Source organism: Bradyrhizobium sp. GW821-FHT13H05 (genome assembly GCF_058804065.1).
Genome location: NZ_JBXAPO010000010.1, coordinates 1 through 25,450, shown reverse-complemented (window position 1 = coordinate 25,450; position 25,450 = coordinate 1). Strand labels below are relative to the sequence as shown.

The following is a 25,450-nucleotide window of genomic DNA, read 5'->3' as shown; positions in this document are numbered from 1 at the left end:
CGGCCACATCAAAATGCGATGGTTAACTCGCTGAATTCACGCAACAAAAAAGCCCCGGCACGAGGCCGGGGCTTTCCGCAACCGCTCGAAATGAGCGATCTGTATCAGTAACGACCGATGATCGGGCCGCCGAACTTGTAGTTCACGCGGACGAGGCCCATGTCGACGTCCTGCTTGGTATGGATCGCCAGAGCACCGAGGCCGCCGGTCAGGGTCTGATCCTTGCCACCCAGGAAGATATGGTCGTACTCGACGCCAACCGACCAGTTCGGAGCGAAGCCGTATTCGAGGCCTGCGCCGACCGTGCCGCCCCAACGGGTGTCGTTGGCCGAAGCAAGCGACACGCCGGCGAACGAGGCGTCGTACTTGGTGCCGACCACAGCCGCACCGCCCTTTACGTAGACCAGCACGTTGTTCCAGGCGTAACCGACCTGACCCGTGATCAGACCGAACGAGTCGATCTTGGTGTTGTTGGTGAAGCCGGAGATCGCGCCGACGTGGCTGCCGGAGAAGTCGGCCCAGTTGCCCTGGCCTTCCACGCCGAACACCCACTGGCCGGACTGCCAGCGATAGCCGACCTGGCCACCGACCGTGCCGCCGGTCGCATCGTGCGAACCGTCGCGGCCGAAGCCGACCAGATCCCAGGTCGCGTGCGAGGAGCCGCCGCCGCCGTTGATGCCGATGTAGAAGCCGCTCCAGTCATAGATCGTGGCGACCATCGCAGGAGCCTTGGTGTAAGGCCGCGCCGCGAGATCAGCAGCCAGCGCCGGTGCAGCCGCGCTCAGCGCGACGAGGCTCACAGCGGCAAGCAACAAGTTCTTCTTCATTTGAATCCCGTTCCAGTTTCTTCAGTAGGCCCCCGGGCCGTGGCGTCGTCATACCAGCGATCGACGGAATTGCTGTAACCTCGACGCAACAGTTCACTCCAAAGGGCCGCGCTTCATTAATGAAGATTTAGCGAGGCGCGCTGGAAACCCTTTGAAACAAGAGTTTTCAGCAATTCCAATGTCGACTACACGAGATGCAGTGCATGCGCGCGTAACATCGTCGCGCGCACGATCGCGTGATTGGAGAATCGAAATGCGTGAACGAATTGCCTCCCTCATTGTCGCCACATTTTCGCTCGCCTTCGCCACATTCGCATTCACGCTGAGCGCAAGCACGCCCGCACACGCATTCGGTACGCATCATGCGTTCTGCCTGACCGGCGATGAATGGCCGGGGCTGAGCAATTGCACATTCGACACTTACGCACAGTGTCAGGCGAGCTCGTCGGGCCGCGCGCTGACCTGCATCGCCAACCCGTATTTCGCAGGCCAGAGCGATGATCCCTACGCGTATCAGAATCGTCCCCGCGCGCAGGTGCCGGGTTATTCACCAAGCACCTACCTGCCGCGCTGAGATGCGCAGCGCTTGCCTCGCGCTGGTTGCGATCAGCCTGCTTCAGGCGAGCGCGCCTGCGCGTGCGCAGACCTATGATCCGAGCTATCCCGTCTGCATGCAGATCTACGGCCAGGTCGGCTATTTCGATTGCCGCTACACCTCGCTCGCGCAGTGCAGATTTCTCGCGGTTGGTCGTTCGGCGAGCTGTGTTGCGAACCCGTATTTCGCGGCGAAGAAACCCGCGCGTTCATCGCGGCGCGCTGATTAGGGGTGGCGCAGGCGGGACGCTGATATGCAACCGCTCTGCTGCGCAGCTTCAGTGTTGACGCGGACTGATCCGGGTTTAAGTACGACAGACAAATCTTGCAGGGGTGGCGACGTTCGCTGGGCTGGTTCCCGTTGACGCCACCAATGCAGGACACATGACGACCTCGCCTCACGCGACCGCGCCCCGCGCCAATTCGACCGTGGCTTCGGCGCCCCCTCACCTCGCCATCGTCCTGATCTCGCTCGCGATGGGCGGCTTTGCGATCGGAACCACCGAATTCGCATCGATGAGCCTGCTGCCGTTCTTCGCCGCCGACCTCCATATCGACGAGCCGACCGCGGGACACGCCATCAGCGCCTATGCGCTCGGCGTCGTGCTGGGCGCGCCGCTGATCGCCGTGCTGGGCGCGCGCTTCGCGCGGCGCACGCAGCTCCTGGTCCTGATGGCCGTGTTTGCGCTCGGCAACGCACTCACCGCGCTTGCACCCGGCTTTGGCTGGATGATCGCAGCGCGCTTCCTGTCGGGATTGCCGCACGGCGCCTATTTCGGCATTGCCGCGCTGGTCGCGGCCTCCCTCGTTCCGCAACAGCGCCGCTCGCAGGCGATCGGCCAGGTGATGCTCGGCCTGACCTGCGCCACCATCATCGGCGTGCCCTTGGCCAATCTGATTGGCCAGGCGGTCGGCTGGCGCGCGAGCTTCGGTCTCGTGTCGGTGCTGGCGCTGTTCACGGTTCTGCTGTGCGCCCTGTTCGCGCCACGCGACCGGGCCGGCAGATCGGATCCGCTGCGCGAGCTCGGCGCTTTGAAGAGCGGCCGCGTCTGGATCACGCTTGCGATCGGTGCGATCGGCTTTGGCGGCATGTTTGCCGTCTACACTTATCTCGCAACGACGCTGATCGAGGTCACCAGGGTAAGCACCGCAGTCATCCCGTTCTTTCTGGCCGTGTTCGGCGTCGGCGCCACGCTCGGCAATCTGTTCGTGCCGCGCTTTGCCGACCGGGCCTTGATGCCGACGGCGGGCATCATCCTGTTGTTTGCTGCGGTTGCGCTGCTGGTGTTTCCGCTTGCCGCCGGCAATCCCTGGCTGCTTGCGGCAGACATCTTCGCCATCGGCGCCAGCGTCTCGCTTGGCGCCATCCTCCAGACCCGGCTGATGGACGTCGCCGGCGATGCGCAGGCGCTCGCCGCCGCGCTGAACCATTCCGCCTTCAACACCGCCAATGCGCTCGGCCCGTTCCTGGGCGGCCTTGCCATTCGCGAGGGGCTGGGCTGGACCTCCACCGGTCCCGTCGGCGCGGCGCTCGCGCTGCTCGGCTTCCTGATCTGGATCGTCGCCTGGCGCGACGCCGGACCTGCTCCGGCCGAAATCACCTCGCCCCGCGCGGCTGCTTCACCGGAGAGCGCTCCCGCAAGACGATCCCCGCCGCTTGCCCCGGATGACCGAAGCCGCTCGGATTCGGCCAGCGATCCGGTGGCATGATGTCAGCACTGGTCGCGCGACGCGTAAGACGTCCGGAGTTCTGGCCCGGGATACCTCAGCCGGCCAGTGTTACGATCAAAGGTCCGTTTCGGGTCGCGATCACGGTGTGCTCGTACTGAACGGTCGGCGCTTCGGGGCTGCTGTAGAGGGTCCATGGATCATCGCCACCATCCTGGGCCCACTCGGCGCCCATGGACAGGAACGGCTCGACGGTAAACACCAGGCCGTCGCTCATCACGCGGCGTTCAGAGCGATCGGGCCATGTCGCGATCTCCGTCGGCTCCTCGTGGAGCGAGCGGCCGACACCATGACTGGCGAGATTCCTGACCAGGCTGTAGCCGTTCTTCCGCGCAAACGTCCCGATGGCGTTACCAATGCCGGCAATCGGCTTGCCGGCGCCGACCTGCTGCAGGCCCGTCCACATCGCCCGCCGGCCATCCCTGCAAAGGCGTTCGATCGCACGGGTGGCGGGCGGAACGGCGAACGAGGCGCCTGTGTCCGCAAAGAAGCCGTTCTTCTCGGCTGAAACGTCGATGTTGACGAGATCGCCGCGCGCGATCCGCCGCTCCCCCGGAATGCCGTGAGCGATCTCCTCGTTCACGCTGATGCAGGTCGCTCCCGGAAAGTCGTAGGCCAGCTCCGGCGCCGAACGGGCCCCGGCCGCTTCCAGGAGCTGTCGTCCGATCTGGTCGAGCTCGGCCGTGCTCATGCCCGGCTCGAGCGCCTTGCCCATCGCCTCCAGGGTGTTGGCGACGATGCGGCCGATCTCCTTCAGGCGCGCGAGGTCATTGTCATCAGAGATCGTCATGTCAGGGCTCTCATCGAAACAGCCGGACATAACGCTTGTGAGGCCGGCTTGCAAACGGGCGAGCACGCGCCGAAAAGCAGCCCGGCACCGGCCTTGAACCGTTTACTGCCAGGGTGGTGCGCGTAGCGATGGCGCAATGTTGATGGCCGCTTCCTCGCCACGCTCCGCCATGCCGTCACAGAACGACAGAGCAGCATCATCCAAGGCGCGATGCGGTTCGCGCGCCGCGCGCCAACTATCCCATGGCGAGGTCTCGATCCCAGCGAGCGCCAAGAGATCGCGCGCCAGGTTGACGCGGGCAAAGAACAGGCCGGTCGTCGCCCCGTGACCGAGCTGCGCCGGGTCGATGGCGCCGGTTCGGCATCGCTTCCACGCCTCGATGCCCGTGATGAACTCGGTACGAGGCACATCCGTTGGCTCGAAATCGAACTTGAGGAGACTGCGGTGCAGCTCGTCGAGCTGAGCATCGACCAGCACCCAGCGTTGCTCACACCTCGCCCAATACTCGCACACCCAATGATCGTCGAAGGAATGCCCGGCAAAATACCTGCCGAAACCGCAGCGTATGCGAGCAGGCACGCTGTGATGCCGCAGCACAGCACACAACATCAATGCAAAGTCCCGGCACGTCGCCAGCGCCCGCGACGCGCCCGGCCGGGCGATGCTCAGCGGCCTCGGGTCGATCGCCAGAAGTTGCTCCAGGCGCCGGGCCACAGGCAACGTGGCGCGGCTTTGACCCGAGAACTCAGCGGGGTCCAATCCCTGCCTCTCGATCCATGCTTCGTGGATCAACAGGCCCTGCAAGGCGCGGCACAACGCTGCAATATCCTGCGGCAGTCCGCCGATCAGGGCCGCGTAAGCGCCGGGACCGGTGAACACGCTCTGGCTGGTGTAAGCGTCGGACGTCGCGAGTTCGGTCACGGACTACTTCAAGGCCAGGCTGGTGCAGTACCAGGTGAGTTCTCGGCTTTGCCAACCCAGCAACATTCCGGTTCCCGTGCACTCGGCGTAGGTCTTGAAATGGTAGATGTTTCTGCACGTTGACGACAACGCAGGCCAGCCGGAAGACGAGCATCCGCGCCAAGGTGCATTGCCGGTCCTGAAGCTCGTTTGGCAGCCGTCGACGCAACTGCCCGAGATCCGTTCGAGGCTCGCAAGCTTCGCCATGACCGACGTCGGTGCCGCCAATGTTGTTGTCAGTGAGGGTTCACTGGCCGGCGATGTCCGGCGCGGCACGGCCCTGCCAACTCCGCGCTGCCTCGGCTGACTGTGCCTGGGGACTTCTTTCGGCGCTTCGACCGTGATGCTGGGAAGCGTACCGGCGGGACTGGCCGGCGACGTCGCCGCTTGCGAGACCGCCGTGCCGCCGATCAGGACGATGCATGAACAAGCAGCGGCTAGGCTAGACAAAGACCTCATGGCGATGTCCTCGCAGTGCAGGCGCAGCAAACTCTACCCGCCCCCTCTCAATTGACAAGAGCATCGTACCGGCGACACACGCAAAATCATCAGGCATGTCAGTCGTGTGTCAGCAAAGCGGAACAAGGAGACGCACGCTGACCTCCAGCATGCTGCCGTCCCCCATTTCTGGCGGCGCCGATTGCAGCAATTGCGCGCAAGCGGAAATGCCGATCTGGACGCCGGCGAAATAAAACAGACTCCGGCATGCCACTGCAAGTTGTGACCACGTCGATCATCGTATAGCGTCAGGATCGGTCTTCACTGCGCGTAGCCGATCGCTTCATGCTCGTCCGTATCCTGCTTCTCATTGCCTCGCTCTTGCTTCCCGGCGCCGGCGCCTTGCGCGCAGAAACCCCGGCCGAGAAAGCCGGATTTGCCTCCACGCTGATCATCTATCTTGCCAAGGGAGCGCCCGACGCGTGCGGACCGGGCTGCGACCGCTGGATCGCCATCGAGGGCCAGATCGACCGGGACGCCGCGCCGCGCGTTCGCCGTTTCCTGGCCGGCGTCAAGGACACGCAGCGTCCGATCTACCTGTATTCGCCCGGCGGCAGCGTCGACCCGTCCTACGAGATCGGACGGCTGCTGCGCAGCCGCAAGGCCATCGCGCGCGTCGGCAGAACGATGGTGACGGCGTGCGCCGCGGGCACGCAGATCGACACGGCGTGCCTCAAGGTGAAGAACGCAGGCGGCGAGATCGAGGCCAGGCTCACCACCTACCACGCCATGTGCAACTCGGCCTGCGGCTTTGTATTTATCGGGGCGACATCCCGCGAGGTGGCCCCCGACGCGGTGCTGGCGGTGCATAATTCCAGGCTGATCCTCCAGTTTCGCGGCAATCCGCCTCCACAGGTGGTCGCCGAAGCCCGGCGGCGCCGCATAGCCAGCGGCGACCGCGACCGCACCGCGTTCATCGCGGCGATGGGGATCAGCCACGAACTCGATGAACTGATCCGGACAGTGAAGTTCGAGAACCTGCACATGCTGACGCGCGCCGAGCTTTATCGTTTCGGCATTGACACCCGCCCGCTGGCCGAAACGATGTGGACGCTGGAGAAGGAGGCGCGGCCGTTCGTCCGCAAATTCGCGGTCATGAAGCAGGACAGCGGCACGTCGTTCCGCATGATGGAGTGGCGCCTGTCTTGCGAAAGCAACAAGCGCGTGCCGCTGACGTTCACAGGCGAGATCGACGAGGCGTCCGCCAGCAAGAGCATGATCCTGATGACGGCGGATGCCGAGGCCGGCAACGAGACCGGAGGGTCTGCAATACGGTCCGGCAAGTACGAATTTTGGCGCGGCAGCATCGATGCCGACACGATCAAGGCGATATTGGCGTCCCGCGCCATGCATGTCCGCCAGACCACGACGCTACAGGACGACAAGACGAACACGACGAGATTCGACATCGACTTGACGGGCCTGGCGTCTACGTGGACGCAGCTCAAATCATCTTGCGCGCTGTCCGCGCTGAACCCGATCAGCCCCTGGCCGGCCACGGTGCCGAACGTCAGCCCAACGCCCCCGGCCGTGCCGGCGCCGTAGGCGAGACGCCCGCTTTGGCGGGCTCCTCACCATGAGGGTCTAAAAATCCCGCCGCAAAACGCGACCTCATCCTGAGGGCCCGCCGTAGGCGGGCGTCTCGAAGGATGCGCCGCAAGCGAGCTCCTCGCCGCTTTTTCCTTCATACGCAATAGCCTTGAGTTTCCTCGAACGCGCCCCAAAACCATTCCTTGCGATTTAAGGACCAATCGGTCTATATATGAGCAATGAGCCGTCAAACCCCAGCGCCGTCCCCCCGCGGCCGCCCCCGAAGTTTCGACATGGACGCCGCCGTCGAACGCGCGATGGGCGTGTTCTGGTCGCGCGGCTATCACGCTACGGCGCTTCCGGACCTGCTTCGCGCGACCAAGCTCTCGCGCGGCAGCCTTTACGCTGCGTTCGGCGACAAGCACTCGCTCTTCTTGCTTGCGCTTGATCGCTACATTGCCGATGCCGTGGCCCGAATGGATAGCGAACTCGCTCCCGCCAAAGAACCGATCGACGGCCTCCGAGCCTTCCTGGCCGGCTATGTCGACCGCACCGGCGGTGCCAATGGCCGGCGCGGTTGCCTGCTGGTGGCCACCGCCATGGAGCTGGCTGGCCAGGATGCCGAAGTCGGCCGTCGCGTCGCGGGTTTCTTCAAGGCCATGGAAACCAAACTGACGAATGCACTGTCCCGGGCGAAGACGGCCGGAAAGCTGGCCGATGGCGTCGAGCCTTCAAGCGCCGCCCGAATTCTCGTCTGCTTCGTCGAGGGGCTGCGCGTGGTCGGCAAGACGGCACCGGCGCGGACCGCATCGCAAGCCACCGCTGACGCACTGCTCGACCGCTTCATGAGGTAACCACCCCACGGGCGCCCGGCGCCATTGGCGCGCGCCGATATTTGGACTGATCGGTCTTGAAAGGAACAATGCCATGTCTGCGATCCAGATCGTCTGCGCGATGGCCGTTCCCCTGCTCTGGGGCTATCAGTTCGTGGCCATCAAGGTGGGCGTCACGGAGTTTCCGCCGCTCTTCTTCCTGGCGCTGCGCTTCCTGGCCATCGCGCTGCTGCTCGTGCCGTTCGTCAAGAGGCCCACGCGTCAACAGATCGGCCCCGTCGCAGCGATCTCGATTTTCCTGGGAGGGCTGAACTTCGGGCTGTTCTATGTTGGGCTTGGGCTCGGCTCGGGAAGCATGTCGGCGATCGCCTATCAACTCGCCACACCCTTCACCGTCCTGCTCGCCTGGCCGCTGCTCGCGGAGAAGCCGTCTCTCACCACGTCCGCCGGTGTGGTGCTTGCGTTCGTCGGCGTGGTCGTGTTGGCCGCCGAGCCCGGCTTGTCGGCAAAACCGCTTCCGCTGCTGCTGGTGGTCGGCGCGGCCTTCGCATTCGCGGTCTCGAACGTGCTGACAAAACGCTACGGCCCTTTCGATCCCCTGATGTTGATGGGGTGGTCGTCGCTGCTCACAGTGCCGCAAGTCATGGTGATGTCGTTGCTGCTCGAATACGGCCAACTGGCGAGCCTCGCCACGGCGGATGGACGTGGCTGGCTGGCACTCGCCTACACGATCTTCATCGGCGGTATCATCGGGTTTGGCCTCTGGTTCTGGCTGATCGCCCGCTGCTCAATGGGCCGCGTCGCGCCCTTCGGTCTGCTGCTTCCGGTGTTCGCCCTGATGTCGAGCGTGCTGTTCCTCGGCGACCGCGTGACCCCGAAGTTGATTGCCGGCGGCTTGCTCGCGATCTCCGGCGTGGCCCTGACGCAAGTCAGACCGAGCCTTCGAACTACCTAGACCGGCGTGTAGATCACCAGCTTCAGCGCCGGATCGTCATTGGCCTGAAAGCTCGTGTGTTCGAACCGAAGCAGGCCCTTGGTCGGATGGTTCATGGTCTTGAGGCCCGACGAGGTGCTGCGGATCTCGTGCGCCTCCCACCATTTGACGAATTCGGGGCTGCCCTGCCGCAGCCGCGTCAGCAATTCGGCGAAGGCGGGATCGCCGGCCCAGACGTCGTGGGTGGCGCGAAACATCGCGACCATGCTCTTGGCCACGTCCGCCCAGCCCGCGCCGTAGAATTTTCGCGTCTGCTTGTTGGTCAGCACCAGCAGCAGCGTATTGCGGTCCTGCTCCGGCAATTGCCCGAACGCAAACACCTCCTCGGCTGCGTCGTTCCAGGCCAGCACGTCCCAGCGCCGTCCGACAATGTAGGCCGGCTGCTTCAGGCTCTCGATCATCCGCCGAATGGGCGGCGGCACGATCTCGCGCGTGAATGCGCGCTTGTCGCCGTCGCGCGCCAGTGCCTTGAGATGAGCGTGCTCGGTCTTCGTGAGGCGCAGCGCGCGGGCCAGCGCATCGACGGTGGTGACCGACGGGCTGACGGTGCGGCCCTGCTCGAGCCGGATGTACCAGTCCACCCCAATGCCGGCGAGCTGGGCGACCTCCTCGCGGCGCAGGCCCGCGGTGCGCCGCCGTGCCCCTGCAGGAAGCCCGACGGTCTTCGGCGACAGCTTTTCGCGGCGGGATCTGAGGAAATCGCCGAATTCGACGCGGCGAGGATCGGCCATGGCTCACTCCCACGATGGAGGGTTTGGGGAATACTAGGATAATACCAGGCCTTCTTGTCCTTTCAAGGGCGGCGCATATGAGCTTCACCCGACCTTGAGGTGAACACATGAAAGCTGCCGTACTCAAAACCCTGGGATCACCGCTGGTGATCGAGACTGCCCCTGAACCGGTGCTCGGCACCGGCGAGGTCATCGTCGATGTCGTCGCCACGCGCGTCCTCTCCTACATGAACGAGGTTTTCAGCGGGATGCGCAACTACGCGCTCGACCTGCCTGTTATCCCCGGCCCGGGCGGCATCGGCCGGGTGCGCGCGATCGGTCCGGACGCGACCAAGCTCAGCGTCGGCGACTGGGTGTTCTGCGACCCGACGGTGCGTTCGCGCGACGATGCCGTTGCGCCCGATATCGCGCTGCAAGGCCTCACCGCCGCCGGTCCCGGCGGCATGCGCCTGCAACAGCACTTTCGCCACGGTTCGTTCGCCGAGCAGATGCGGGTGCCGACCGAGAACGTCAAACGCCTCGGCACGATCACGTCCGAGCAGGCCACGCAATGGTGCGCACTGGGGACGCTGCTGGTGCCCTATGGCGGCTTCCTCGCCGCCAATCTGCAACCCGGCGAGACCGTGCTGGTGAGCGGGGCCACCGGCAACTTTGGCAGCGCGGCGGTGTCGGTTGCGCTGGCGATGGGAGCGGCCTGCGTGGTGACGCCGGGCCGCAACGAGAGGATTTTGGCCGATCTCGTCCGCCGCTTCGGCAACCGCGTGAAGCCGGTCAGGCTCACCGGCAACGAGGACGACGACCGCGAAGCGATGAAGCGCGCCGCGCCCGGGCCGATCGACTGCGTGTTCGACATCATGCCGCCCTCGGTGAGCGCGACTGTCGTGCGCGCGGCGATCATGACGGTGCGCGCTTACGGCCGCGTCGTGCTGATGGGCGGCGTCGGCATGGCCGGCGGTGCGGGCCTCGAGCTGCCCTACCCCTGGATCATGCGCAACTGCATCAGCATCCACGGCGTCTGGATGTATCCGCCGGATGCCGCAAGCCGCCTGATCGCGCTGGTGCGATCAGGGCTATTGCGGCTGGAGGAGTACGAGACCACGGCCTTCGACCTCGACCATGCCAACGACGCCGTGGCGCACGCCGCGGCCAATGGCGGGCCGTTCAAATTGACGGTGATCAGGCCGTAATCGGCCTGCCCGCTGCGCGATGCGCCGTCGCAGCGGGTTTGCATGACATGTCAAAGGGCTGAGACGTGTCACCCCCGACCAGCGCCGACAAGGGCCGGCTACTGTGCATGGGGTTGTTTTCGCAGTTTTTAGTCGAGCTCGACCACCTGGCCGTTCGACAGCGAGACGCGCCGGTCCATCCGGCCGGCGAGCTCCATGTTGTGGGTCGCGATCAGCATCGAGACTTGTGTCGCCTTCACGAGCTGCATCAGGGCCTGGAACACATGATCCGCCGTGTGCGGATCGAGGTTGCCGGTCGGCTCGTCCGCAAACAGCACGCGCGGTGCATTGGCAACCGCACGCGCGATCGCGACGCGCTGCTGCTCGCCGCCCGACAGCTCGGCCGGGCGATGGGTGATGCGGTCACCGAGGCCGAGATAGCCGAGGATCTCCTTGGCGCGCTTGACGCTCTCGGACTTCTTCAGGCCGCGGATCATCTGCGGCATCATCACGTTCTCCAGCGCGGAAAACTCCGGCAACAGCCGGTGCGACTGGTAGACGAAGCCGATATCGGTGCGGCGAAGCTGGGTGCGCTCGATGTCGGGCAGTTGCGATGTCGGCGCGCCGTTGACGTAGACCTCGCCGGAATCCGGCGCCTCCAATAGCCCCGCGATGTGCAGCAGTGTCGACTTGCCCGAACCGGACGGCGCGACCAGCGCGACCGACTGGCCCGCCCACAGCGCGAGCTTGGCGTTGTCGAGGATCGTCAGCGCCGCCTCGCCCTGCAAGTACTGCCGCTTTATCTCGTGGAGATAAATGACCGGTACATCTTCCGCCCCCTGCTGCCGCTCCATCAGCCCCTCACTCGTACCGGAGCGCTTCGACCGGATCGAGGCGCGCGGCGCGCCAGGACGGATAGAGCGTCGCCAGGAACGACAGTGTCAGCGCCATGATGACAACCGCCGCAGTCTCGCCGACGTCGATTTCGGCAGGCAGTTTCGACAGGAAATAGAGCTCCGGCGAGAACAGCTCGGTGCTGGTCAGCCAGGACAGGAATTGCCTGATGGATTCGATGTTGAGGCAGATCACGAGGCCGACGATGAAACCGACCAGCGTGCCGACCACGCCGATCGAGGCGCCGGTGATCAGGAAGATGCGCATGATCGAGCCTTGCGAGGCGCCCATGGTGCGCAGGATCGCGATGTCGCTGCCCTTGTCCTTCACCAGCATGATCAGGCCGGAGACGATGTTGAGCGCCGCGACCAGCACGATCATGGTCAGGATCAGGAACATCACGTTGCGCTCGACCTGGAGCGCGTTGAAGAAAGTCGAGTTGCGCTGCCGCCAGTCGACCAGGAACACCGGGCGGCCCGCGGCCTCCGTCACCGCCTGACGAAATGCTGCGATGCGATCGGGGTTGGTGGTGAACACCTCGATCGAGGTGACGTCGTTGCTGCGGTTGAAATAGGCCTGCGCCTCGGCAAGCGGCATGAACACGAAGCCGAGATCATATTCGGACATACCGATCTCGAACACGGCGGCGATCTTGTAGGGCTTGATGCGCGGCGTCGTGCCCATCGGCGTCACGGCGCCCTTCGGCGCCACCAGCGTGATGCTGTCGCCGGCGTGCAGCGACAGCTGGTCGGCGAGGCGCCGGCCGATCGCGACGGCCTGCCCGTCGTCAAAGCCCTCCAGCGAGCCCTGCTTGATGTTCTTGGCGATCGAGGTGAGGTTGTTGAGGTCGTCGGAGCGGATGCCGCGCACAAGGACGCCCGAGGCGTTCCACGGCGATGACGCCAGCGCCTGGCCGTCCACCACGGGTGCCGCAAGGCGGATGCCCTGGACCTGGCTGAGGCGGTCGGCGACGTCCTTCCAGTCCGTCAGCGGCGATTCCAGCGGCTGCACCAGGATGTGGCCATTCAGCCCCAGGATCTTGTCGAGCAGCTCTTTCCGGAAGCCGTTCATGACCGCCATGACGATGATCAGCGTCGCCACGCCCAGCATGATGCCGAGGAACGAGAACCCGGCGATGACCGAGATGAATCCCTCCTTGCGGCGCGCGCGCAGATAGCGCGCCGACAGCATCCACTCGAAGGGCGCAAAAGGCGCGGTTGGCTTGGTCTCGGTCATGGTTTCATCCATCGCTTGATAATCCCATGATTCGGGGTCAATTGTGGCCGGATTGCCGGCCCATTATCGCGCGATGAACACTATTCAGCCGACCAGCCGGGCAACCACGTCCGCAGGCGACAGATTCTCGCGGGAGCCGTCGGCACGCCGCTTCAGCTCGATCTTGCCGTCGGCCAGCCCCTTCGGGCCGATCATGATCTGCCAGGGGATGCCGATCAGGTCGGCGGCAGCGAATTTGGCTCCGGCGCGCTGGTCGGTATCGTCGTAGAGCACGTCCACGCCCTTGGCGGTGAGCTCGGCATAGAGCTTCTCGCAGGCCGCATCGACCGCCGCATCGCCCTGCTTGAGGTTGAGCACCACCGCGCGGAACGGCGCCACCGCCTCCGGCCATTTGATGCCGGCATCGTCATGGCAGGCCTCGATGATGGCACCCAGCAGGCGCGAGACACCGACGCCGTAGGAGCCGCCATGGATCGGCACGTCGACGCCGTCCGGTCCCGCCACGAGGGCCTTCATGGCGTCGGAATACTTCGTGCCGAAATAGAAGATCTGCCCGACCTCGATGCCGCGGGTATTCACCCGCTTCTCTTCCGGCACTTCCTGCTCGAAGCGCGCGGCGTCGTGGACGTCTTCGGTGGCGGCATAGACCGAGGTCCACTGCTTGATGATCGGCGTGAGGTCGCCGTTATAGTCGACGTTCTCGTCCGGCACCGGCAGGTCCAGCACGTCGCGATTGATGAACACGCCGGATTCGCCGGTTTCGGCCAGCACGATGAATTCGTGGCTGAGATCGCCGCCGATCGGGCCGGTCTCGGCGCGCATCGGGATCGCCTTCAGCCCCATCCGAGCGAAGGTACGCAAATACGCGACGAACATCTTGTTGTAGGCGACGCGTGCCGCGGCCTCGTTGAGGTCGAAGGAATAGGCGTCCTTCATCAGGAACTCGCGGCCGCGCATCACGCCAAAGCGCGGACGCTGCTCGTCGCGGAATTTCCATTGAATATGATAGAGATTGAGCGGCAGGCTCTTGTAGGACTTCACGTAGGCGCGGAAGATCTCGGTGATCATCTCCTCGTTGGTCGGCCCGTACAGCAGCTCGCGCTTGTGGCGGTCGGCGATGCGCAGCATCTCCGGGCCGTAGGCGTCGTAGCGGCCGCTCTCGCGCCAGAGGTCGGCCAGCTGGAGCGTCGGCATCAACAGCTCCAGCGCACCCGAGCGGTCCTGCTCCTCGCGCACGATCTGCTCGATCTTCTTCAGCACGCGAAAGCCGAGCGGCAGCCAGGCATAGATGCCGGCGGCCTCCTGCCGGATCATGCCGGCGCGCAGCATCAGGCGATGCGAGACGATCTCCGCCTCTTTCGGATTTTCCTTCAGGATGGGCAGAAAGAACCGCGACAACCGCATGGCAATACTCAAGGAATCAGTGATGGCCTGCAGTGAAACCGGATTGGGAGCGAAAACACAAGACCGGGAATGAGGAAAAGCCGCTAACGCGACGAAATTCCTGTCATTTTTCCGTTGCCTTCAGGTTCGACTTGAACCGTGTGCGCGTTAAGGCGGCGCCACTTCAAGGTCGTCCTCGAGCGTGATCTTGTCGAAATCGGTCACCAGCGCATCGATCCGCACATGCCAGCGGCCGGCAAAGGGCAGCTCGACCTTGCGCGCATGCCAGTAGCCGTCGGGCCCGAGGGAGGCGCCCCGCTCCATCGGTTCGATGCCGCGCTCGGGCAGGCTCAGGGTCAGCGTCACTTCCTTGGCCGTGAGCGGTGTCGCCTCGCCGGTCATGAGCTGGAGCACGAAGTCGTCGACACCCGCCTTGCCCGGTGAGACCAGGACCTGGAACATCGCCTTGTCGGTGTGGATGTGGATTGCCAGCGGTGTCTCCGGAACGATCGTCCGCGGCGGCGGCGTGAAGCGCCAGCCGGCGACGATTGCGAGGATAGTGAGCGCGATCGCACCTTCCAGCAGGATCGAGCGCTTGAGTGCAGGCGCCCCTTTCTCACTCCGAGCCAGGCCCGGTGTCAGCCGGAACCGATTGAGTGCGGCAAGCGCGAGCAATCCTGTGACCAATGCGAGCTTGGTCGAGAGGATCAGTCCGTAGCGGGTCTCGACCAGCGCTGCCGGCTTTTCGAGCTGGATGATCGCGAGTGCGAGGCCGGTCAAGGCCAGCACGCCGACCGCCAGCGCGGCGATGCGCGAAAAGCGGTTCACGATGGGGCGTGTCGCGATCGTCGGCTTCGACACCAGCGCGACCAGCGGCGCGAGAGCACCGATCCAGATCGCAACGCCGAGGCCGTGGAGAAAGATCGACGGCCGGGTCAACACCTCCGGCGGGGCGGTTGCAGCGTGCCCGGTCATGGCGAGCGACAGACCAACGCCGACGAGCGCGATGACCGCAAGAGCGCGCGCATACCGCGCACTGCGCAGTGCCATCAACGCGAACAGCATCGCAATGATGGCAAACACCAGCGCGGGGCCGGCGCTGGTCGCGAACGCGACCTTCCAGGGGGCAGCCGTCGTGAGAGCCGACGGCGGCAGCCCGAGGAGATCGAGGCCCAACGCGCCAACGGAGGCCGCGGCGCTGGGAATACCGGCGGCGAGCGCTAAGCGCGGAACGGTCATCCCGATCATCGACCACGCAATCCAGCGCGCAAAGAACACGCCGCCGACGCCGACAAACAGACCGAGATAGAGGCCGACCCGCGCAAGCCAGATCAGCACGTTCAACCCGGCATCCGCCGTGACCGGAGGCTTTGTCGCAGTCGGCGTCCCGATCGAAAAGATCACCGATCCCGAGACCGGATGACCGTCCTGCGAGATCACGCGATAGCTGACCACAGCCGTTCCCTGCGGCAGCTCCGGCGGCATCACGACCGAAATCGTCTCGCCCGATGCGGTGACGCGCGCGTCGTCCCGCGCCCGGCCCGCACCGTCGATCAACAGAATCGCGCCGGGAGTCACCGTCTCGTTGAAGCGGAACTCCACGGCCTTCGGCGCACTGACGAGCATGCTGCCGCTTGCCGGCTCGACCGTGACAAGCGCCGCATGCGCCGACGCGCCGGTCGCGAGGCCGGCGACGAGCAGCAACGTCGCGAGCGCGGCGAGAAGGCGCATCAGGGTTTGGGCAATAGCTTCACGCCGGGCGCCGGCGACTTGCCCTCATGCGAATGCCCTGCCCCTTCGGCCGGAATTTCGATCCAGCGGCTGACGCCGGTCTCGCATTCCTGGACGACGGGGAAGTACAGGGTCGTGTTCGGCTTGAGCGTATCGGTCAGCACTGTGTGCATGACGAACTCGTCGTAGTTCTTGTCCGGCAGCTTGCCGCCGGACCACGCGACCTCCTTGACGCCGGAGGAGAGCTTGTTGCCGTGATAGTCGTATTCGCTGGCATATTTGCCCTCGACGACATCGACGTTCCAACCCGTCTTCGGCATCGGCTTCACTGCTATCACCCCTTCCGGAATCTGCACGCGGATATTCACCGTCGGCGAGCCGGCGCAGCCGTGCGGCACGGCGAACACGGCCTTGTAGGATGCGCCGACCGTCGCCTGCTTGCCTTCGAGGAAGACGTGCGCACTCGCCGGCGCTGCCGCAAGTACGCCCAGAAGAATCAGCCCGGCTCGCTTCGCCATATTCGGTCTCCCGAAGGTCCAGATCATGCGCATCACATCTTCATTCCCGAATGGTCAGGCATTTTCTTCATCATGCCTGCACCGCCGCCGGGCGCCTGCGCGCCGACGCCCTGCACGTCCAGAGAGATGGCGACCTTGCCGGCCTTCTCGAACTCCAGCGTCACCGGCACCTTCTCGCCCTCCTTGAACGGCCCCTTCAGCTCCTGGAGCATCAGATGAAAGCCGCCGGGCGCGAGCTTCACCGTCTTTCCGGGGTCGATCACGAGGCCCTTGTCGAGCGGGCGCATCTTCATCACGCCATTGTCCATCGCCATCTCGTGAACCTCGGCCTTCCCCGCGATATCGGCGGAAACGCTGACCAACTTGTCCGCCGCCGTCCCCTTGTTCTCGATGGTGAGATAGCCGCCCGCGACCTTGGCGCCACCAGGCGTCGCCCGGCTCCACGCCTGCGAGATGACGAGATCGCCGGCCTTGACGTCGTCGGCGCGCACCGGGGCTGCAAGCATTGCGGTGGACAGCGCTGCGAGCGCGAGGATGCGTGAGAGCTTGTTCATGTCGTTTGCCTTTCTTGTCGTCGTGAACATTATTCCACCCGTCAGAACGTATACTTGCCGGCGAGGACGAAGGTTCGCCCCGGGAACGGATGGAACAGGAAATACTGCTCGTTGAAGAGATTATCGACGCCGAAGTCGAACGCGAAATTCTTCGTCGCGTTATAGTGCAACTTCAAGTCCACAACGAAAAAGTTATCGAACGCGCCATAGACGTGGGAGACGCTGTCGGTGTTGTCCAGCGTCGAATATTGCTTGCCGCTGTAGCGTGCGGCGACGGTATAGGCCCAGTTCTCGTTTGGCCGATAGGTGACGCCGAACTTGGCGCGCCAGTCGGGGACGTAAGGGACGCGCTTGCCGACCGCGGCCGTAGCCAGGCCCGTCAGAGGATCAAAGCCGGCCCAGCCCGCGTCAGCCAGGATTCGCGAGTCGACATAAGTCACGCTGCCGAACAGCTGTAGACCGCTGACGAGAACGTTGTCCTTGTCGGCGGACAACTCGACACCCTGCATCCTGATCGCATCGACATTGCTGAATGTGGTCGCGCTCTGGGTCGCATTGATCATGTTGGTCTGCGCGATGATCGCGTTGTTGGTCCGCTCCCTGAACAGGGTCAACCTGATGCGGCCGTCATTCCAGTGACGCTCGATGTTGAGCTCGCCGGTAAAGTCCTGCTCGGGCTTCAGGAAGGGGTTGGCCACCGTGATCGTATTGCCGACGGTCACGTTCTGATAGAGTTCGAGAACCGTCGGGTAGCGATAGGCCTCGCCGAAATTGACCGTGATGTTCCAATCCTTGTTCGGATCGTAGGAGAGCGAGGCCTTTGGCGAGAAATTGGTCGATGCCAGGCCCGGCTGGTTGCCCGTGAACGACGAGGTGATGACACCTGCCGCATTGGCCAGGGTCACGACGTTCTGACCATCGAGCGATTGCCAGGTCTCCAGCCGCCCGCCCAGCGTCAGTTTCAGATTGGGCTCAATCTTCCAGGCATCCTGCAGCCACAGCGCGCCGGTGCGGGTCTCGCCCTGACTGTTTGCATAAAGCTGTCCCGTGCCGGTCGAGGCCTGATACCAGACCGTCGAGCCATATGTCGGGTTCTCCAAGCGGTACCGGTCGCCGTGGATGCCAAAGCTGATCTCATGCGCGCCGCCGTAACCGAGCGGACGCCAGATGCCCTTGGCATCGGCGTTCTGCCAGTTGGTGCCATCCATGCGCTGGATCTTGCCGTTCTGCGAGAAGCCGACGCCGGTAGGAGTTACGGTGTAGGGATTGAGCTGGGTATCCTCGAGATAGTTGTAGCTCGAGGCGGACAGGTCGAAATCGAATATGCCTTTGGTGTCGCTCTTGATCGCGACCGCGTTGCTCACATGGGTTTCGTCCCAGATATATTTGGCGTTCGCGAAGGTCGTGATGTTGTTGAAGGTCGGCAGCCCGGTTGCCGTCGACCGCAGATAGGTCTGGGGATCGGAGACCTGGTGGTTATTCCATATCCCGAATGAATAAGTCGCCTGCACCTGCGCCGTCACGTCATAGGCGAGGCGGATATTGCCTGACGTCTGCTGCGAATGCGCGAGGATACCTGTGCCAACCACGTTGGCGGGAACGCCCTGCTTGTTCAGCGCGGAAAACGCTCCGGTCGTGCCGGCCGGTATCGTGCTGCTCGTCGTATAGGTCAGCGGTTGCTGATAGCCGTCGAGATAATTGGCACTGACGAGCCAGGACAGCTTGCCGTCGCGATTGCCCGCGGCCGCGCTGGTCTGGCTCGTCACATACGTATCCTTGGTGCCGTATTGATTCCACGGCATCACCGAGACCGTTTCCTTGGCGACCGCGAACGGCTTGTCCGGCATTTTTGACGTGATCAGCAGCACGCCGCCGATCGAGTTGCCGGGATAGGCGGCCGCGAACGGGCCGTTGAGGTAATCGACCCGCCCGATCGCTTCCGGCGAGATCAGGTTCCAGCGCGGCGAGGAGTTCGTGTTGTTGTTGCCGATCAGCGCCGAGATGAGGAGGTCATCATAATAGATCAGCGTGCGCGCGCTGGAGTTCAGGCCCCAGCTTCGCGTCGCCAGCACCGCCTGGTTATCGCCGTCGTTGCGCTTCCGCACGAACAGGCTCGGCATGTATTTGACCGCGTCCTCGGGATCTTTGAGATTGATCGTCTCGTCGACCTCCTTCGCCGTGATGCTGAAGGAGCGCTGCGGCAATTGATAGCGCGCGACGGCGGCCGGCGGATCCAGCGACGGGCGGGTGCTGCCCGCCCCCTGTTCGCGGACGACGGCGGGCGCCGCCCGCTCGCTGGCGGGACTTGTCGACCGGCTTCTGGTGGCAGCCGTATTCACCGCCGGCTTGCGCGGCTTGGGTTTCGCCATGGCGGGCGCATCGACGGTGACCGGTGGCAGCACTGCGCTGCTGCTTTGGGCGAGCACTCCGCTCGACGACGCAAGCAGCGCGGCCTGAACGGCAACGACGCTCACGCCACGGCGGGCATGACAACGTAACATGGGGCATTCCTGACGCCGGCTTTCTTCCCGGCTGCTCGACGGCATCGATCGCCAGCGGACGGACCGCGGCGACACTGAGGGTCGTCAGGAAATTCGAGGAGGCGCGCGAGCCTGGGCGTTTGAGCCCTTGTGCACGGACACACTGGATGCATCCGCCGTGTGCCACACCACACGTTCGGCGTGGCGGACCGGAATAGCGGGCGCGACGTGCGGCGGCGAATCGAGCGAGGCGGCCGCCTGCGCCAGGCAACACAGCGCGCACGCAGCGCCATGTGCGGTCGGCGTGCCGGTCTGGTCGTTCAGACCACCCTGCTCGCTCGCGCTGTGGCAGATGACGGCGGCAGACAACGGATCGGCCACGGCTTGGCCGGCCGCCAGACAGGCGGCAATCGGCGCCAGCACCTGCATCGCCAAAGCAAGCAGGACCAGCGGTAGGAATTTTTGCAGCCGTCCGCGCATCCACCGAACCATTCGTTCGTGCGCTAACTAAACACCTCGCCGGGACCTGAGTCGAGGTCAGTTCCGCCGCCCGCTTGGCCCAGCGCAAATTTCTCGAAAACTGTGGTCGGAGCGCCCCACCGCGGCGCCAGGTTCGGCATTTGAGGCAGCCCAACCGCCCCGCCCATCCACAGATTTCTTATATTTGTCATATGCTTACATGGCTAAAAGCCCGATCATTTCGTTAACTGCTCTTATTTTGAACAATCGTTGCCGAAAATGATGACAAGTGAGAAAAGTTGATCTAGCATCCCTCTTGCTCAGACGTGACCGCGAGGTCGAAGTCTGGTGGTCCAAGTCTCGGGAGGAGCCCCTGGCGCGCAAAACGCAGCGTCGCCCCGTCAATCAAGAGCAAATCTTAGAATCGGGGATAATAGGGTCGACACAATTTTCGAGCGGGGCTAGGGCCCCGCTCTTTTTTTGTCTGCGTGACTGATGCGCTGATGAACGCCTCCCCTCATCCGATCGAACACAGTTTCGAGCTTGCGGCAGCGCGCTGCGCCGATCTCACGCCGCTGGTCTATCAGCGACTGTTCGAACAGCATCCGGAAACGCGGGCGATGTTCCGCTCGCAGGGCAGCGAGCTCGTGAAGGGATCGATGCTGGCGATGACGATCGAGGCGATTCTCGATTTCGCGGGCGAACGTCGCGGACATTTCCGGCTGATCGCCTGCGAGGTCGTCTCACACGATGCTTATGGCACGCCGCGCGAGCTGTTTATCGCCTTCTTCGCAATCATCAGGGATACACTGCGCGACCTGCTCGGCGATGAATGGTCAGCCGAGATTGCGCGAACATGGGACCAACTGCTCGCGGATATCGACGCCTTCGCTGGCATCGCAGCGTAACGCTTTGCGCTGCACCAACGCGCCCGCGGCGATGCCGCGCGCGATTGCAGATTGGGTGGCGTGAACTCTTCGATTGTGAGAGACTTTCCGTATCGGTCGCGCAAGCAATGACGCGCCGACGATAAAATACATGGGAGCGAGCGATGTCCGGGACGAAAGATTTCTCGACGACGAGGCGCGATCTTCTTCAGGCGGCAGCAACCGCCGGCGCCGGGGCTGCCATTCTTGGCAGCATGGGCATAAACCCCGCATTGGCAGCCGAAGTCGGACGCAGCGAGAAGCCGCTGAAGGCGGCGTTCTCCAATGCGGGCCTTCAGGCGACCTGGTGCGCGCAAGGCAAGCAGGCCGCCGAGTTCTGGGGCAAGCTGTTCAATGTCGAGGTCACCTGGTTCGACGGCCAGCTCGACGCCGTGAAGCAGCGCGCGGCGATCGACAACATGGCCTCGCAGAAATGGGACTTCGTCGCGATCCAGGCGTTCGGCATCGGCACCCTCACCCAGCCCGTGCAGAAGATGATCGACGCCGGCACGCCCGTGATCGACATGGACACGTTGATTGCGCCGCTCGACCAGATCAACGTCCACTCCTTCCTCGCCCCCGACAACGAGTTCATGGGCGCCTCGGTCACGCAGGCGCTGTGCAATGCGATGGGCGGCAAGGGCAAGATCATCATGACCCAGGGCGCACTCGGCCACACCGGCGCACAAGGGCGCGCGAAGGGCTTCAACAATGTCGTGAAGCAATTCCCGGCGATCGAGGTGCTCGACACCCAGCCGGCCGATTGGGACGTCTCCAAGACCGCCCGCCTCTGGGAAACGTACCTGACGAAATATCCCCAGATCGACGCGGCGTTCTTCCACAATGACGACATGGCGCTCGCCGCCGCCAACATCATGAAGGCGCGCGGCCGCACCAACATCCTGATCGGCGGCGTCGATGCTATGCCGCCCGCGATCCAGGCGGTGAGCGAAGGCCGCATGTTCGCGACCGTCCGCAATCCGTCCTGCCGCATCCATGGCGGCGCGATCATCGCGGGCGTCTCCGCCGTGGTCGGCGGCGAGAAGAGCGGACAGGGCATTCCCAAGAACGTCGTCACCGACGGTCCTGTCGTGACCAAGGCCAACGCCGCCGGGATGCAGTGGATGCAGGATCATTTCCTGATCTGAGCCTCCATGCGCGAGGATCGTTCGCCCATCCTGGAACTGCAGGGCATCACGAAGAGCTTCGGCGGCGTCGAGGCGCTTCGTGGTGTCGACTTCGCGCTCCGCCCCGGCGAGATCCATGGCCTCGTCGGCGAGAACGGCGCCGGCAAAAGCACGCTGATGAAGATCATCGCCGGCGTGCACACCGAATTCTCCGGCCGCTTCCTGGTCGACGGGAAGGAGACCCATTTCCGCTCGGCCCGCGACGCGCATGCGGCCGGCATCGCCATGGTGCATCAGGAGCTCAGCGTCGCGCCCGACCTCACGGTCGCCGAGAACGTCTTCCTCGGCAACCAGCCGACCAACGCCCTCGGCCTCGTGCAATGGCGGCGCATGGCGCGCGAGGCCGGCGAGCAGCTCGCCCGCTTCGGCATCGACGTCGATCCGATGAGCAGGCTGGGTGACTTACCCATCGGGCTTCAGCAGTTGATCGAGATCGCCCGCGTGCTGTTCTCCGGCGCGCGCATCGTCATCCTGGACGAGCCGACCTCCGCGCTCTCCCCGCCCGAGGTCGAGCGCCTCTTCTCGACCCTTCGACGATTACGCGAGGAAGGCACCGCCATCGTCTTCATCTCGCATTTCATCGAGGACATTCTTCGCGTGTCCGACACGGTGACCGTGTTCCGCAACGGCCGAAAGGTTGCGGAGACCGCAAGCACAGCCACCAGCAAGGGCGCGCTGATCGAGGCCATGATCGGCCGCGGCGGCGAAGTGCTCGAGCACAGCTATAGCGACGATCTGATGCTGCCGCAGCCGAGCGACAGCTCCGTCATCCTGAAGGTCGATCAGCTCTCGCTGGCCCGCAGCCTGAAGGACATCTCCTTCGAGGCCCGTGCCGGCGAGGTGCTCGGCATCTACGGCTTCATGGGCTGCGGCCAGCAGGAGCTGTCGCGCATTCTGTTTGGCAAGCTGAAGCCTGATAGTGGCACGCTCGCCGTCGACGGCACGCCCAAGACCTTCGCCAGCACGGCCGCGGCGCGGCGCGCGGGCGTCGCGCTCGTGCCGGAGAGCCGGCGCGACATGCTGTTCCACCAGGAGCCGGTCTACAAGAACATCTCGATCAGCATTCTCGACCGCATCTCGTCGCTGCTGCTCAAGCCGGCGCGGGAGCGCGATATCGCACAGCGCCAGGTCGAGCAATTGCAGATCAGGCCGCCCGTGGTCGGCCTCGATCTCGGCATGCTCTCGGGCGGCAACCAGCAGAAGGTTGCGCTGGCAAAATGGCTGACTTATCCGCCCAAGCTGCTGGTGCTGTGCGAGCCGACCCGCGGCATGGATGTCGGCGCCAAGAACGACGTCATCAACATCGTCCGCGATCTCCGCGCCAGGGGGCTTGCGATCATCGTGCTCTCGACCGAGCCGGAAACGGTGCTGTCGCTGGCCGACCGCATCCTCGTGCTCAAGCGCGGCGAAGTGGTGCGGGAATTCAGGAACGAGCCGGTCAGCAAGGACCGCCTGCTGGAAGCGGCGTGACGGAGAAGCACCATGGCGAGCAGTGAGACAGTTCCAGCGACGGGTGCGCGGGCGCGCGGCCTCGCACCCTTCCTGCGCTCACAGATGCGCAACATCGCACCGTTCCTGACGCTGATCTTCCTCTCCGCCTTCTTCGCGCTCGCCAGCCCCTCCTTTGCGACGCTCGACAATCTCGGCAACATCCTGACGCAGGTGTCGGTCACAGGCATCATCGCCGTCGGCCTCACCTTCGTGATCCTCTGCGCGGAGATCGACCTCTCGATCGCCGGCATCGCCAACGTCACCGGCATCGCCGTCGCCTACTTCACGCTGCAGGAATCCTACGTCAACATTCCCAACATCCCCCTGCCCGGCGTCGCCGCGATCCTGCTCGCCATCCTGCTCTGCGCAGCTCTCGGACTCGTCAATGCGCTGGGGCTGACCGTGATCGGCATCCCCTCCTTCATCATGACCCTGGCGATGATGCAGATCGCGGCCGGCATCTCGGCGCTGCTGGTGCGCGGCCAGATCGCCTACAAGGTACCTGATGTGATCACGACGCTCGGCTCCGGCTCGATCGGCGGCATTCCCTGGATCGTCATCGTCGCCGCCATCATGCTGCTCGGCGGACATCTGGTGCTGACCTACACGCGCTTCGGCCGCTACGTCTACATGGTCGGCGGCAACCGCGAGGCGGCCGAATATTCCGGCCTCAACGTCAAGCTCATCCTGGGCAGCGTCATGGTGATCTCGGCCGTGTGCTCCGGCATCGGCGGCATGCTGGGTGTCGCCCATTTCGGCAGCGCGCAGCAGAACGAGTTCGACACCTATCTGCTCGACTCCATCGCCGCCGTCGTCGTCGGCGGCACCAGCCTGTTCGGCGGCCGCGGCGGCATCGGCAACACCATCGTCGGGCTGTTCGTGCTCGGTGTCCTCAACAACGGCCTCGACCACGTCAACATCGACAGCTTCCTGAAGATCCTGATCCGCGGCCTGATCCTGCTGGCGGCGCTGATCATCAACGTCTATGCGCAGCGCTTAAGGGAAAAAGCGGCGGAGTAAACGGCGCTCAAAACACAAAATGCGAAAACAACCCCATGCACAGTAGCAAGGACCAGCGAAATCAACGACTTGAGGACGACACGTCGCGCAATTGCTGATTTTTCGAATTCCATTTGACCCGTCGGGCAAAACAGGTGTAGGGTGTCATCATGGCGGCCGTAGCAGCTTCCCGAGACCGCTGGAACTTGATCCGTCATCCTGAGGTGCGAGGCAGGCGATGCGAAGGCATCGCATGCGGAGCCTCGAAGGATGAACGGCCGAGATGCGCAGCCGGGCCGTCGCCCTTCGAGGGCCGCTGAAGGAGCGGCCACCTCAGAGGGTGTGAATTTTTTCGGCGCAGACCGTAGCCGTTGCTGTCCTGGTGTGATTCCCTGCAAGGGTTGATTTGGAGGGGGCGCGGGATGGCTGACGACAAGCTTTTTGGAGAACTGCCTGAGCAGCCGACGCCGCGGACTGATGCGAGGCCTTCGGGAGCACCGCGCCTGCGCGAACCGAAGCGCGACCAGATCGAGTTGCGGGCAGTGGATATCGAGAGCCTGATCGGGGAAGAGCATTCGGCGCGCGTGATCTGGGCCTATGTCGAAAACCTCGATCTGAGCGAACTTGAGGATCGGATCAAGGCGCGGGATGAGCACCCCGGTCATCCCGCCACCTCGCCGCGGCTTCTGCTGGCGCTGTGGCTCTATGCCACCAGCGAGGGCGTCGGCAGCGGGCGTGCGCTGGAGCGGCTTTGCGGGAGCCACGATGTGTACCGCTGGCTGTGTGGGGGCGTGTCGGTGAACCACCATACGCTGGCGGACTTCCGGATTGAACACTCCGTTCTGCTTGACCGGCTGCTCGCCAAACACTTGGCGGCGCTGGCCAAGGCCGGCCTCGTCGACCTGGATACCTTGGCGCAGGATGGGGTGCGGGTGCGGGCG

25 protein-coding genes are annotated in these 25,450 nt (G+C 64.3%); 13 read left to right on the top strand and 12 right to left on the bottom strand.

Features of this window, described 5'->3' with window-relative positions:
* Positions 1 to 104 precede the first annotated feature (104 nt).
* Entirely contained in the window at positions 105 to 827 is a 723-nt protein-coding gene (locus tag AC1RR3_RS26390) for an outer membrane protein (protein WP_492826118.1), read from the bottom strand.
* 253 nt (positions 828 to 1,080) lie between these two features.
* On the opposite strand from AC1RR3_RS26390, the gene AC1RR3_RS26385 reads away from it, so the two are divergent.
* The 3 genes from AC1RR3_RS26385 to AC1RR3_RS26375 all read left to right on the top strand — a co-directional run bounded on the left by AC1RR3_RS26385 (position 1,081) and on the right by AC1RR3_RS26375 (position 3,131).
* Positions 1,081 to 1,401 (top strand): DUF3551 domain-containing protein, encoded by a 321-nt coding sequence (locus tag AC1RR3_RS26385; protein ID WP_492826116.1) that lies wholly within the window; start codon positions 1,081 to 1,083, stop codon positions 1,399 to 1,401.
* Position 1,402: 1 nt separating this feature from the next.
* Positions 1,403 to 1,651, top strand: a complete 249-nt coding sequence (locus tag AC1RR3_RS26380) for a DUF3551 domain-containing protein (protein ID WP_492826114.1) — start codon at positions 1,403 to 1,405, stop codon at positions 1,649 to 1,651.
* Between the two features lie 154 nt (positions 1,652 to 1,805).
* Complete coding sequence (locus AC1RR3_RS26375; protein ID WP_492826112.1) at positions 1,806 to 3,131, top strand: MFS transporter; 1,326 nt, start codon at positions 1,806 to 1,808, stop codon at positions 3,129 to 3,131.
* A 55-nt stretch (positions 3,132 to 3,186) separates the two neighbouring features.
* Here AC1RR3_RS26375 and map read toward each other — a convergent pair whose 3' ends face one another.
* On the bottom strand, positions 3,187 to 3,939 hold the full coding sequence (gene map / locus AC1RR3_RS26370) for a type I methionyl aminopeptidase (RefSeq protein ID WP_492826110.1): 753 nt from the start codon (positions 3,937 to 3,939) through the stop codon (positions 3,187 to 3,189).
* A gap of 102 nt (positions 3,940 to 4,041) precedes the next feature.
* Positions 4,042 to 4,860: a transglutaminase domain-containing protein gene (locus AC1RR3_RS26365; RefSeq protein WP_492826108.1), complete on the bottom strand. Its 819-nt coding sequence runs from the start codon at positions 4,858 to 4,860 to the stop codon at positions 4,042 to 4,044.
* Positions 4,861 to 4,966: 106 nt separating this feature from the next.
* Here AC1RR3_RS26365 and AC1RR3_RS26360 point away from each other — a divergent pair, with 106 nt between their 5' ends.
* The 4 genes from AC1RR3_RS26360 (at position 4,967) to AC1RR3_RS26345 (ending at position 8,715) form a co-directional block, all read left to right on the top strand.
* Entirely contained in the window at positions 4,967 to 5,206 is a 240-nt protein-coding gene (locus AC1RR3_RS26360; RefSeq protein WP_492826106.1) for a hypothetical protein, read from the top strand.
* Positions 5,207 to 5,682: 476 nt separating this feature from the next.
* Positions 5,683 to 6,942 (top strand): hypothetical protein, encoded by a 1,260-nt coding sequence (locus tag AC1RR3_RS26355; RefSeq protein WP_492826105.1) that lies wholly within the window; start codon positions 5,683 to 5,685, stop codon positions 6,940 to 6,942.
* Positions 6,943 to 7,166: 224 nt separating this feature from the next.
* Positions 7,167 to 7,781: a TetR/AcrR family transcriptional regulator gene (locus AC1RR3_RS26350; RefSeq protein WP_492826103.1), complete on the top strand. Its 615-nt coding sequence runs from the start codon at positions 7,167 to 7,169 to the stop codon at positions 7,779 to 7,781.
* Positions 7,782 to 7,854: 73 nt separating this feature from the next.
* Complete coding sequence (locus tag AC1RR3_RS26345) at positions 7,855 to 8,715, top strand: DMT family transporter (protein WP_492826101.1); 861 nt, start codon at positions 7,855 to 7,857, stop codon at positions 8,713 to 8,715.
* On the opposite strand, the gene AC1RR3_RS26340 is transcribed toward AC1RR3_RS26345, so the two are convergent.
* Entirely contained in the window at positions 8,712 to 9,485 is a 774-nt protein-coding gene (locus tag AC1RR3_RS26340; RefSeq protein WP_492826099.1) for a helix-turn-helix transcriptional regulator, read from the bottom strand. The two genes, AC1RR3_RS26345 and AC1RR3_RS26340, sit on opposite strands and share 4 nt — an antisense overlap.
* A 107-nt stretch (positions 9,486 to 9,592) precedes the next feature.
* Between AC1RR3_RS26340 and AC1RR3_RS26335 the strand changes: the two genes are divergently transcribed.
* The gene (locus tag AC1RR3_RS26335; RefSeq protein WP_492826097.1) at positions 9,593 to 10,672 is read left to right on the top strand and encodes a zinc-binding dehydrogenase; all 1,080 of its coding nucleotides are present in this window, start codon (positions 9,593 to 9,595) and stop codon (positions 10,670 to 10,672) included.
* Between the two features lie 128 nt (positions 10,673 to 10,800).
* On the opposite strand, the gene AC1RR3_RS26330 is transcribed toward AC1RR3_RS26335, so the two are convergent.
* The 8 genes from AC1RR3_RS26330 to AC1RR3_RS26295 all read right to left on the bottom strand — a co-directional run bounded on the left by AC1RR3_RS26330 (position 10,801) and on the right by AC1RR3_RS26295 (position 19,927).
* On the bottom strand, positions 10,801 to 11,505 hold the full coding sequence (locus AC1RR3_RS26330; protein ID WP_492826095.1) for an ABC transporter ATP-binding protein: 705 nt from the start codon (positions 11,503 to 11,505) through the stop codon (positions 10,801 to 10,803).
* A gap of 7 nt (positions 11,506 to 11,512) precedes the next feature.
* Positions 11,513 to 12,793, bottom strand: coding sequence for a lipoprotein-releasing ABC transporter permease subunit (locus AC1RR3_RS26325; RefSeq protein ID WP_492826093.1), 1,281 nt, complete (start codon positions 12,791 to 12,793; stop codon positions 11,513 to 11,515).
* Positions 12,794 to 12,865: 72 nt separating this feature from the next.
* A complete protein-coding gene (gene proS, locus AC1RR3_RS26320; protein ID WP_492826091.1) occupies positions 12,866 to 14,185 on the bottom strand; it encodes a proline--tRNA ligase in 1,320 nt (439 codons plus the stop codon).
* 147 nt (positions 14,186 to 14,332) lie between these two features.
* Complete coding sequence (locus AC1RR3_RS26315) at positions 14,333 to 15,895, bottom strand: copper resistance CopC/CopD family protein (protein ID WP_492826090.1); 1,563 nt, start codon at positions 15,893 to 15,895, stop codon at positions 14,333 to 14,335.
* Positions 15,895 to 16,413 (bottom strand): YcnI family copper-binding membrane protein, encoded by a 519-nt coding sequence (locus tag AC1RR3_RS26310; protein WP_492826088.1) that lies wholly within the window; start codon positions 16,411 to 16,413, stop codon positions 15,895 to 15,897. Before AC1RR3_RS26310 ends, AC1RR3_RS26315 begins: the two co-directional genes overlap by 1 nt.
* A gap of 32 nt (positions 16,414 to 16,445) precedes the next feature.
* Positions 16,446 to 16,967, bottom strand: coding sequence for a copper chaperone PCu(A)C (locus AC1RR3_RS26305; RefSeq protein WP_492826086.1), 522 nt, complete (start codon positions 16,965 to 16,967; stop codon positions 16,446 to 16,448).
* Between the two features lie 41 nt (positions 16,968 to 17,008).
* Positions 17,009 to 19,468 carry a TonB-dependent receptor gene (locus AC1RR3_RS26300; protein ID WP_492826084.1) on the bottom strand — a complete coding sequence of 820 codons (2,460 nt, stop codon included), beginning with the start codon at positions 19,466 to 19,468 and terminating at the stop codon, positions 17,009 to 17,011.
* An 84-nt stretch (positions 19,469 to 19,552) separates the two neighbouring features.
* Positions 19,553 to 19,927, bottom strand: a complete 375-nt coding sequence (locus AC1RR3_RS26295; RefSeq protein ID WP_492826082.1) for a DUF2946 family protein — start codon at positions 19,925 to 19,927, stop codon at positions 19,553 to 19,555.
* Between the two features lie 482 nt (positions 19,928 to 20,409).
* Here AC1RR3_RS26295 and AC1RR3_RS26290 point away from each other — a divergent pair, with 482 nt between their 5' ends.
* The 5 genes from AC1RR3_RS26290 to AC1RR3_RS26270 form a co-directional block, all read left to right on the top strand.
* A complete protein-coding gene (locus AC1RR3_RS26290) occupies positions 20,410 to 20,814 on the top strand; it encodes a globin (RefSeq protein WP_492826080.1) in 405 nt (134 codons plus the stop codon).
* 143 nt (positions 20,815 to 20,957) lie between these two features.
* Entirely contained in the window at positions 20,958 to 21,980 is a 1,023-nt protein-coding gene (locus tag AC1RR3_RS26285) for a sugar ABC transporter substrate-binding protein (protein ID WP_492826078.1), read from the top strand.
* Positions 21,981 to 21,986: 6 nt separating this feature from the next.
* Positions 21,987 to 23,489 carry a sugar ABC transporter ATP-binding protein gene (locus AC1RR3_RS26280; protein ID WP_492826076.1) on the top strand — a complete coding sequence of 501 codons (1,503 nt, stop codon included), beginning with the start codon at positions 21,987 to 21,989 and terminating at the stop codon, positions 23,487 to 23,489.
* A 12-nt stretch (positions 23,490 to 23,501) separates the two neighbouring features.
* On the top strand, positions 23,502 to 24,530 hold the full coding sequence (locus AC1RR3_RS26275) for an ABC transporter permease (RefSeq protein WP_492826074.1): 1,029 nt from the start codon (positions 23,502 to 23,504) through the stop codon (positions 24,528 to 24,530).
* A gap of 401 nt (positions 24,531 to 24,931) precedes the next feature.
* Positions 24,932 to 25,450 (top strand): transposase (locus AC1RR3_RS26270; protein WP_492826072.1); only part of this gene is annotated, 519 nt, incomplete at its 3' end.